The sequence below is a fragment of the Bacillota bacterium genome, assembly GCA_024655925.1.
Taxonomy (GTDB): Bacteria; Bacillota; DTU025; order DTU025; family JANLFS01; genus JANLFS01.
Window position 1 is genome coordinate 23,588 of record JANLFS010000009.1, and the last position, 9,283, is coordinate 32,870.

At 60.0% G+C, this 9,283-nt stretch carries 12 protein-coding genes and 1 tRNA gene; all 13 read left to right on the forward strand.

Features of this window, described 5'->3' with window-relative positions; all coding sequences use genetic code 11:
• The coding region (locus tag NUW23_02370) for a hypothetical protein (protein MCR4425022.1) at positions 1-1,318 on the forward strand (1,318 nt) is incomplete at its 5' end.
• A complete protein-coding gene (locus NUW23_02375) occupies positions 1,315-1,776 on the forward strand; it encodes a pilus assembly protein TadG-related protein (GenBank protein ID MCR4425023.1) in 462 nt (153 codons plus the stop codon). The genes NUW23_02370 and NUW23_02375, both read left to right, overlap by 4 nt.
• A gap of 49 nt (positions 1,777-1,825) precedes the next feature.
• Positions 1,826-2,191, forward strand: a complete 366-nt coding sequence (locus NUW23_02380; GenBank protein ID MCR4425024.1) for a hypothetical protein — start codon at positions 1,826-1,828, stop codon at positions 2,189-2,191.
• A gap of 26 nt (positions 2,192-2,217) precedes the next feature.
• Entirely contained in the window at positions 2,218-3,306 is a 1,089-nt protein-coding gene (locus NUW23_02385; protein ID MCR4425025.1) for a ParB/RepB/Spo0J family partition protein, read from the forward strand.
• A complete protein-coding gene (locus tag NUW23_02390) occupies positions 3,303-4,301 on the forward strand; it encodes a hypothetical protein (protein ID MCR4425026.1) in 999 nt (332 codons plus the stop codon). Before NUW23_02385 ends, NUW23_02390 begins: the two co-directional genes overlap by 4 nt.
• Positions 4,289-5,011, forward strand: coding sequence for a hypothetical protein (locus NUW23_02395; protein MCR4425027.1), 723 nt, complete (start codon positions 4,289-4,291; stop codon positions 5,009-5,011). The genes NUW23_02390 and NUW23_02395 overlap by 13 nt, the downstream gene beginning before the upstream one ends.
• Positions 5,012-5,523: 512 nt before the next feature.
• Positions 5,524-5,745 (forward strand): hypothetical protein, encoded by a 222-nt coding sequence (locus NUW23_02400; GenBank protein MCR4425028.1) that lies wholly within the window; start codon positions 5,524-5,526, stop codon positions 5,743-5,745.
• 262 nt (positions 5,746-6,007) lie between these two features.
• Positions 6,008-6,160 (forward strand): hypothetical protein, encoded by a 153-nt coding sequence (locus NUW23_02405; GenBank protein MCR4425029.1) that lies wholly within the window; start codon positions 6,008-6,010, stop codon positions 6,158-6,160.
• A 121-nt stretch (positions 6,161-6,281) separates the two neighbouring features.
• A complete protein-coding gene (locus tag NUW23_02410; GenBank protein ID MCR4425030.1) occupies positions 6,282-6,545 on the forward strand; it encodes a hypothetical protein in 264 nt (87 codons plus the stop codon).
• A 420-nt stretch (positions 6,546-6,965) separates the two neighbouring features.
• Positions 6,966-7,247, forward strand: a complete 282-nt coding sequence (locus NUW23_02415) for a hypothetical protein (GenBank protein ID MCR4425031.1) — start codon at positions 6,966-6,968, stop codon at positions 7,245-7,247.
• Positions 7,244-8,155 carry a hypothetical protein gene (locus NUW23_02420; protein ID MCR4425032.1) on the forward strand — a complete coding sequence of 304 codons (912 nt, stop codon included), beginning with the start codon at positions 7,244-7,246 and terminating at the stop codon, positions 8,153-8,155. Before NUW23_02415 ends, NUW23_02420 begins: the two co-directional genes overlap by 4 nt.
• Before the next feature lie 199 nt (positions 8,156-8,354).
• The gene (locus NUW23_02425; protein MCR4425033.1) at positions 8,355-8,609 is read left to right on the forward strand and encodes a hypothetical protein; all 255 of its coding nucleotides are present in this window, start codon (positions 8,355-8,357) and stop codon (positions 8,607-8,609) included.
• Positions 8,610-9,025: 416 nt separating this feature from the next.
• Positions 9,026-9,103, forward strand: a tRNA-Gln gene (locus NUW23_02430).
• The last annotated feature ends 180 nt before the right edge of the window (positions 9,104-9,283 follow it).

Sequence of the window (9,283 nt, forward strand, 5' to 3'; positions counted from 1 at the left end):
ATCAAGAAGATGCGTCTCTCTTGTTCTTGCGCTCGTCCTTATTGCGGCCATCTGCCCCGCTCGGCCGGCCCAAGCAGATGGTCTTGAGAACCCGAACCTGCTGGCCCTGGAGGACCACTTCCTCGACAAGACACTTCTAGATGCGGCTCTGACTACTGCGGACATAGACACGGCCTCGCCCGGCGTCGCTTCCCTCCATTGGGACTCCGGCTCGGTCGCCCTGCGACCGAACAAGGCGGAGATGGTTGCCTGCTCCGAAGGAATAGCTCGCTTCTACGCCTTTGACGGATCCGGCATGGCTCATACCCCCGAGAAGGACCTGGCTGTTTCGGGCCTTCTTTCGGCGGCGTACACCGCGGACGGCAGCGTCTTGTTGCTTGCGACTCCGACGGAGGTGCGCGCCTGCGGGATCACTGAAGGCGGAGCCGTGGAGACGCTCTGTTCTATTGGTAGTCTCTCCGACGTTGTGTCCGTCGAGCGTGCTGTCGGGAAGGACTTCTGGATTCTTACCAGGACCGCCGCGCTTTACTACGCCTGGTCGGGCGGGACGTACAGCGAGGTGTCGGGTTTTCGAGTGGCGGGCCTGGCTTCTGGCCGTTCACTGAGTTTCCGCGACAACGCCCTTCTCGTTCTCGATGGGGATGAGGTGCGCTACTACAGGTTCGATTCCGGTGCTTACGTCGAGAACGGGACGTTCAACGTCACCGTCCCGGGCGCTCGAGGAGTAGCGTTCCTGGATGGCGCATTTCGCGTTCTCTCTGGTGATGGCAGCCGGACCTTCCTTTACGTACTTGGTGCTGGCGGCTCGCAGCCCGTGGCGGGTATGGACGACCCCTTGAGCGGAGCGACGGATATCACGGCGTCTCCTTGGAGGCGGTGGGAATACGCGGCCCTCACCACGACGGGCATTGTGTATCGCGCGTTCGACGGCGAGGAGTGGGAGACGAATCACGCGCTGAGCCTGTCGTGTCCGTTCGGAGTAGGGTACCGGCCGTCGGCCACCGTCGTTTCTACGGTTCAGCCGGCCGTGGAGGTAATTTCCCGAGTGCGGGTCGAGTGGCTGGGGTCGATTCCCCTGGGCTGTGACGTTCTGTGCGAAGTCAGCGCTGACGGGGGCGGTACCTGGACAGTCGTGGCGCCAGGCGCCAACACCGACGTGCCGAACGGGATGTTCCTTTGCTATCGGTTGACTCTCGTCGCCTCGAATCCGCTGCTGACCCCGGTAGTCGATCAGATTCGAGTTCTGCAGATCGGCTATCGGGTGGTACCGGGCAGCCAGGTAGGCATCACTTCAATGAAAGCGAGGCTAATCGAATGAAAGCGCCGATTGCAAACACGCGGGGCAGCATCTTGATCGCGATAGCCGTCGCGACGAGCGTGTTCATGTTGCTCATGGCGCTCCTGCTCGATCTCGGCCGCGCCTGGCTTCATGCGTCTCACCTTCAGGCGGCTGCGGACGCCGCCGCGCTGGCGGGGGCCGGAACAGTGAGCGTTCGGGTTGAGGTGGACCGCGACGGCAACGTCTACAGCCAGACAATCATACTCGACCCGGACACATCCAGGGCGGAAGCCCTCGATGCTCTGAACAGGAACATACAGGCGATGGATTTGGAAAACCTCGGCGTGATCGTGACAAACAAGGAAGTGACAGTCTCGGGACTGCGGGTGACGGTCAGAGTTAGGGGCACTGTTCCGATGTATCTTCTCCCGGCCTTCCAGGAGTCCTACGCGGCCATCCCCATAAGAAAGACGGCATCCGCGGAGCTCATCCCGTGACGCCGGGGCTGGAGCGTTTTCGGGGAAAATGCCGGGAGGCGATGCCGTAGTGGCTGCTTCAAGAGACAGAGATGGCGACCAAATCGCTGCGTACTTGCTGCAATGGCCGACCCAGGAAATACGAAGGGTGGTTGACGGCAAAGAACTGCGGGTCAAGGTCATCGAGGGCTGTGCGGACTTTACAAGTTGGCAGGCGGCCTTCGCCCACGTCGACCATCTGCAGAAGGACTGGCCCGGGCTGGACTACCAGATCGTTCCCGTCACGGCTGCCGAGAGGCGGCTGATGCGGGAAGTTGAGATAAAAAGGGCCCTCAACGCAGCCGCCTACAAGAGGACTGACGGTTACAGCAAGCGGCTGCTGAGGTCAATTCAACGCCTCGGCGCTGCGCGACGTGGCGTTGCGCTCAACACCTGACCATCACACAGGAGGGAGGATACTCCGTGACTGAAAACCGCGAGGCCCGGTCAATTCCGATTGAATGGCTTACCGAAAACCCGAAGAACTTTTTCAAGCCGGCTTCCCAGGAGGAGTTGGACAGCCTGGCCGACAGCATTCGGGAACTCGGCGTCATTCATCCGCTTGTAGTGCGCGAGCTGGGGGACGGGAGGTACGAGATAGTCTCCGGGCACCGAAGAAGGCAGGCGGCGGAGGCGGCGGGGCTCAAAGACGTGCCCTGTATCATCGTTGAGGCGGACGAGAGCACCGCCGAGCTCATGTTGATAGACGCGAACATAGAGACACGCGCTCTCAGCACTATGGAAATGGCAAAGGCGGTGCGAAGGAAGAAAGAATTGCTCGGCATCAGAAACGGCGGCCGAGTTCACTCTGCCACAATGGCAGAGCTAGCGGATGGACTCCAGATATCCGAGCGCTGCGCGTATAGGCTTGACACCCTAAACGACTTGATTCCCGAACTCCAGGGCCTTGTGGATCACGGCAAATTGGGCATAGTTGCAGGCAACCGCCTCTCCAAATTGCCCCCGGACGTTCAGAAGGCTCTGTTTGACGCTTTAGGAGAGGAGATTGCATCCCTGTCAAACGAGGAGGTGAAGCGGCTCAAGGAAGAGGCGCGTCGCGCCAGGGAAGAGTCTGACCGCGGCTACTTGGTTCTGGAGGTGATGCAAAGACAGTTAAGGGACCTTGAGGGGCAACTTCAGGAATGCCAGAAGATTATCGTTGATCGCGACAAGATGCTTGATGAGATCCGGAAACTGAGTCACAAGAAAGAAGAACTGGAGCAGGCAGTATACAACAGAGAGTCGGCCTTGAACCACATCGAGGGAAAGGCAAAGAAAAAGGGAGTGCTTCTGCTGGAGACGGTGGAGGCGATTGCGAAGCCGCTGCTGGCGCTCAAGCCGTACATTGAGCAGCTGCTCGAAGAGGAAGCGATAGGAGAAGGTCTTGAGGACCTTCTCATCAAGTATGCCCAGGCCTTCAGTGAGGTCGGCGAGGCCATTGAAAGCAAGGCCCGGGTTGTGAAAGATGCCCGGCGGCGACCAACCGAGAGGGGGATACGACTAGTCAAATGATAAAACTCATTGAAGGGTACAAGGGAGAAAAGCGAGACTTTGCGGTTGACCCGTGGCCCGACCTCTTCGACGCGATGAGGCGGGGCCACATCGTTCAAGAAGACGTGATCGGGCTTGAGCGCATAGACGGAAAGGATGCGCTCATTGTGTCTTTCGGGCCCGTCAAGGGAGTGATCATGGACGAGGAGATCGGGGATAATAGACCGAAGTCGCTCACTTCGTTTGTCGGGATCCCGGTTGCCTTCAAGGTGATTCACTGCGATAAGGCCAGTGGCACGGTGATGCTTTCCAGGAGGGCGGCCCTGGAGACGCTGTCCAAGGAAACTTGGCAGGACCTCAAGAAAGAAGCCGGCCTGGTCATTGAGCTCACCCAGGCCCTCGACAAGATCGAGACGGATTTCGCGGCGGAGAAGAAGAAGGGCTCTGTCGACAGGCAACGGATCCTGGATCTGAGGAAGCAGCGGCTCGAAATCATGAACCGCATCGCCGAAGTCGCGCCGGTGAAGACCTGTACGGTCCGCTGGGTGTCCAGGTTCCGGGCTAGTGTTGACATCGGCGGGGTCATGGCCGACTTGCCGGCGAAGGAGCTATCCCACGGTCTCGTCCTGGACGCGCGTGAGGTTGTCGCCCCCGGCGACTCCTTCGACGTAAAGATCCTGAAGATATATCCGGACACCCAGACCGTTGTCGTGACCCTGAAGGCGCTTCTTCCCGATCCCTGGGCGTCCCAGCCCTTCAAGTATCAGGTCGGGGGGCTGTATCGGGGAAGGATCGTGCGAGAGAAGGAGCGCGGCAACAAGAGGCGGCTCGTGGTGGAACTCGAGCCCGGGATCAACGCTGAGATATGGAAGCCCGTGGCGGGGGCTCCTTCGGTCGGCGCCGAAGTGAAGGTAGCCATCAGGCGAATCAAGCCTGAGAACCACTACATTGAAGCGAACCTGGTGTCGCAGCGCACGGCTGCGAACCCGGTTCTGCAGAGAGCATGGCAGCGGTAGCGGCCGAGAACGTCCTCCGGGAGTTCGGCCCTTTCGCCGGACACCCGGAGGGCACCGTCACACTACGGCGCCTGGCCAGAACGAAGCCCGATTGTTTCATCGCCAACGGACACCAGATCGACACGTTGAGGCTCCTGAGCGAGCTGAAGGTGCTCACGTCGGCCCAGATAGCGGCTCTCAGAGGGATCCAGCCGAGAACCATGAAGGATAATCTGAGGCACATGTGGTTGGCCGGGCTCGTTGACCGGCTGGAGACGGACATTTCGCCTTGCATGTACGCAGTCGGGTATGAATCCGCGAGGCTCTTGAGACTCACTCTTGAGCGCTTCTCGGTTGGATCCGCTTTCCGCCTTGTTGCGGCCAACCAATTGTACGTAGCAATGCGTAGATTGTGGCCGGAGGTCGATTACACCGCCGCGCCCCACGATGGGGTAACCGCTCAGGCGCGATTGGGGTCCACGACCTACGCGATCCTGGCCCCGCGCCTGTTCCCGGGCGATGTCGTCTGGTGCGAAGAGATGATCGAGTATGTCCCCGACGACATGAGGCTGTTGGTGGTCTGCGCCTCGAGGAAGCAAGCGGAGGAAATTGCCAGGGCGGTTGCCCCGGAGGCGATGGCGAGATTCACCTGGGACACGGAACTCGCCAACGGACTCCGCCTGTACAAACGGTTTGCGGGATCTTTGGAAATCGCGGAAAATTATGCTTGACAACCCCGAGGCCGCTATGGTAGGCTGACGGTAGCCGCCCTTGAGCGGCTTGTGGTGTTTCAGGTCCTTCCCGGGCGACTCGGTTGTCCGGGGGTTATGAGTGGGTTTGCCTAGGCCGATGGGCCTTCTTGCCTCGCTGACGTGATCGGCGGGACCATAGGGAACTGAATACAGCGCCTGCCGGACGTGATCTGGCGGGCACACATCTCAATGCCTGTTAGGGCAACCTGACGGGCATTTGTTTTGCGGTCAGCGGCGAACAGGTGTTCGCTGCTACTATCAGCCCGGAACTCCGGGTAGGCGACATGGAGGTGTGCGCATGCGCAGGATTGGCTGGTGTTGAGAGGAGACGCTGCCGGGGGCAATCGCCATAGGGTCGATCACTGCGGCCCAGGCGTGACCGGGACGGGTTTTCGCAATGGTCCCGGCGCCCGGGGTCGAGCATGTGCCGCCGGGCGAAAAGCGAATGCTGGCGGACAAGTTCACCACGTTCTGACAAGGAAGAAAGAACTGTGCGCGAAGAGAGGCTGGGGAAGATCTTCCGGGTTCAGCTCGTGCTGGCTGTGTCTCCCAGGAACGCGGACCCGAGCAGTGTGGCCGACGAGGTGACTTCCCTGATGTACGATGCCCGCTGCAACGACCGGACGGACCTCGTTTGCCTGAAAATCGAGTCCGTCACCGAGGCGCAGGTACCGCCCCCGAGCGCGGGGCCAGCTGAGGCTGAAGCCTCGTGACCTAGCACACACTTTGGGGCATCTGTCACCCCTTTCCCCTTGGGGCAAGGGAGGTGGTAGATATGGGTAAGTGGAGCGAGGTCTTGCTTGGGGCCCTTGAGATTTTGCTGAAGCTCCTAGCCGTTTGGCTCGAGCTTCTCAAAATTAAAAGGGCCTCTATGCAGAAGCCCTCCCACGGATGAAGCCCCAACCCTGGGCAGACCCAACCTGCCCAGTATCATTATACCACCGAGAATCCAGTTCAACAAGGAGGGAAGGCCTTATGCCAGAAGCGGTTCGCCGCTTCGTCAGCGCCTGTCTTCTCGTCTTGGGACTGGTCAGGTTCTGCCAGGCCCGACAGATAGAAGGCCCGCGCAGGCTCGAATTGCTAATCGAAGCAGCCTTTCTTGCTGCTCTAGCGGCGGTAAGGCTGTAGCTGGGTGCGCGCGGTACGCGCGTATCAAGATGAACAAGAAAAGGGGAAAAGAAGGAGGTGAAGCCTCCTGGGCCGCGACATGTCCAGGGGGCTTTGCCCCCTTTCGACCCAGGAGAGGGAAATGGCTCGAGCTGGCTGGCTCGAAGCGTCTGAGGGCGCAGTCGCTGTAGCGCGCCTGATGGCTTCCGCGTCCAATGCGGAAGACGTTTACAAACGGGAGGCTGAGGACATTTTCTCCGCCGCGCGCGCCGCCGCTTACGAGGCGAGCGCGCGCGGCGCGTCGCCTGCCGAGGTGCGTGAGGCCGCTGTTGCGGCCGCCGTTGGACACCTGACAAAGGCCATTGCCATTAGCTCCCATGAAATGCCTCTGGGTCTCGTGGCGTAGGGATCGATGTTCCCCCTATAGCACCGCTGGCTTCGTATCCGAAAGACCGGTGACCGTGTGTAGCGGAGACAGAAACGACACGCGGCTGCCGGGTCTCCGGCAGCGAAGCCCAGGGAGTCTCGCATGGCGACAGTACGCGATTTACTCGCTGTCAGAAGCGAGCTAAGAGCCGTAGAGCCAAGAGTGAGCAAGACGAGCAGCGCAAAACCCGCCGAGCTGGACACCGGCTGGGCCGGTCGCAGGGCGGGTGTCCTGTTGCAGAAGGGCGTTGACGCCCGGGTTCTAAAACCCAAACGTGAGGCGCCGTGCGTCGTCTATAGCCTGAGTTCGGGCCTCCCGGCCTGATTCACCAGCCAAGCCGGGGGGCTATTCCCCCCGGCGCCCCTTTTCCTAAAAACAGCGCATTGGGAGGAATGAGCGATGTTTTATGCGGTCCTCGGGCTCTGCTCCCTGGGAGCGGGCGTGTGGCTCGGTGGCAAGGGTATACCCGCCTTCAAGAAGCGTATCGCGCAAGCGACGCTCAACCTGGCGGTGAATTCTATCGCGGCCCTTCCCGAAGACGACAAGAAGGCGATGGCTAAGGCCGTGCTCGCCGGAATGAAGTCCGTTGCGCGGCCTTCACCGCGGCGCGTGAGACGGGTCGCCGGGAAGCCGGTCTCGGCAGAAGCTGAGGCTCCCGCTGCGGGAGGCGTTGCGGCATGAAGAAAGGCATCCTCGACGGCAAGATCCTTACGAACCGCGCGGAGAGTCGCCCTCTCGGCTGGGTCTCCGCGTACGAGATCCCCGAGAATATCAAGATCACAAGAGATGAACTTCGCGCGAGATTCGACGAGGCCGGCGTTGACCCGTCGTTAATGCCCCCTGAGATCCGTCCGGTTGACGCGTTTCGGCGCGCAACGCGTGAAGCGGAAATAACGGGACTGAAGGGGCCCGACAACACCAGGCGCAATGTCCTGGTGAGAGAAGTTGTGTCTAGCAAAGATGGGGTCATCCGCCACCTCGTAGACGAGATCGTTGACGCTAACAACGTCCGCCTCTCGTACGGGACGGTGGCTCAGATCAGGTTCGACCGCTCCTCCTCCGATCTGACTTCTCAGTCATGGGGCAGCGACGCCCTGATCGTCGATACCCTGGCCAAGATCGCCGGTCTCTACGACGAGTACAGGCGCTATTACCAGGGCGACCACATCAGGAGAACGGTCTCGGGCATTCTTCATGGCATGAGCCCGACATTCATGAAGTCGGCGCTCTACTTCGTCCCGGAGAAGTATCAGGAGGACCTCTTCAAGTTGAGGGCCCTCTGCCATCTGGTGAGCGAAGAGTGCCGATTCATCGTCATGCCGCTCTATGACGCGCACGATGCGCGCGCCATGATCGCCGAGAACTTCCAAAACCAGGTCAAACGGCACATCCTGAGTCTCAGCGAGCAAATCCGGGGGGAAGCGCCAATCAGCGAGACGGCTGCCGCCCGGATTATCGAGGAGACCAAGACGCTGTTGGCGCAGGTCAACGAGTACGAGCAGGTCCTCAGAACCAACCTCAGCTACCTCGAGGCTGACGTGGAAATCGTCAGAGCCCAGATTCGCGCGGTACTCGAAAAGATAGCGTGAGCCTTCCATTCGATCAGCGCTTGACCCCCTCAGCGCGGGTGTGCTGGGCAACGGTCCTACTCGAAGCCCCTCACCTGAAACAGCGAGCGGGTCAGGAATGACTGACTGCAATCTCGATGGTCTGTCTGCCTGGTGCAACTCGAGCGCAACGGCACTGGCTGCCCGGGCCGGACACTATTATAATGGAGGTGGGACGGTGATGGGCGTGGGTATCGTGCTTATGCCGCAGGTGCTTCGCGAAAAGCTGGGAGACGACGGCGCAGAGGCGCTGGTCGGCATCTTGAACAAGGCCGAGTACGTTCAGAAGAGCGACCTGGATGACCTCGCAAACAAGATTGAGAAACGCGTGATCGAGGAGTCCAGTAAGATCCGGAGCTTTGTGATTGCTGTAAACGGAGCGGCCATCGGACTCGTCACCCTTGTAGTGACAATCCTCCAAGTCTGGGCTAGATAAGCACGGGACAACGCGCATCAAGAGCCGGAGAGCGAGCAGAGGCTCGCTTTTGTGTTTTCCTGCAGTGCCTAGCTCAGAGGCTTGATTACTGAGACGGCGACCATTCAAGATCTCGTTCGCCGAAGGCGGCAGTTACAAAGCCCAGATAAGGAGTAGTCTTTTCCCATTGGACGTGGCCGGAGACGGCGCACGTCCCCGTCCTCATAAGCATCTCCATTTCTTCTGATGGAGCCTTTTGTCTGCACCCTCGGTGCGCGATGTTCTCTGCGCTTGACGCGGAGGGCCATACTTCTTGTGCAATGAGCCTGCTGGAGCACAGCGGGCTCTCTTCAGAATGCGTCCTGTACAAGGGAGGGACAACAAGATGCCCAAAACGCGATCCTGGAAATTACGGGGTCTGCAGCGACAACAAGTAATGGGGCGTCGCCGAATCGGTAGAGGCACGGGGCTTTGGACCCCGGTTACTGCAGGTTCGAGTCCTGCCGCCCCAGCCAATTCTCCAGATTCCAATCCTCAAGAGGGGTGATTACGAATGCTCCAAGTGAACCTTGTGTTGCCTAAGACCCAGGTTGACTTGGCCGTTAAGGTACTCGTCGAGTACCTTGAGGACAACTCCGACGACCTGACACACGCGGACTACGAGAAAGGCTACAGTCTGCTTGCAGGTATGTTGA

Bases quoted from the DNA above. Each gene is read 5' to 3' on its own strand.
- NUW23_02415 (MCR4425031.1), top strand. From the start codon at position 6,966: ATGTTTTATGCGGTCCTCGGGCTCTGCTCCCTGGGAGCGGGCGTGTGG.
- NUW23_02395 (MCR4425027.1), top strand. From the start codon at position 4,289: ATGGCAGCGGTAGCGGCCGAGAACGTCCTCCGGGAGTTCGGCCCTTTC.
- NUW23_02410 (MCR4425030.1), top strand. From the start codon at position 6,282: ATGGCTCGAGCTGGCTGGCTCGAAGCGTCTGAGGGCGCAGTCGCTGTA.
- NUW23_02390 (MCR4425026.1), top strand. From the start codon at position 3,303: ATGATAAAACTCATTGAAGGGTACAAGGGAGAAAAGCGAGACTTTGCG.
- NUW23_02425 (MCR4425033.1), top strand. From the start codon at position 8,355: ATGGGCGTGGGTATCGTGCTTATGCCGCAGGTGCTTCGCGAAAAGCTG.
- NUW23_02405 (MCR4425029.1), top strand. From the start codon at position 6,008: ATGCCAGAAGCGGTTCGCCGCTTCGTCAGCGCCTGTCTTCTCGTCTTG.
- NUW23_02375 (MCR4425023.1), top strand. From the start codon at position 1,315: ATGAAAGCGCCGATTGCAAACACGCGGGGCAGCATCTTGATCGCGATA.
- NUW23_02420 (MCR4425032.1), top strand. From the start codon at position 7,244: ATGAAGAAAGGCATCCTCGACGGCAAGATCCTTACGAACCGCGCGGAG.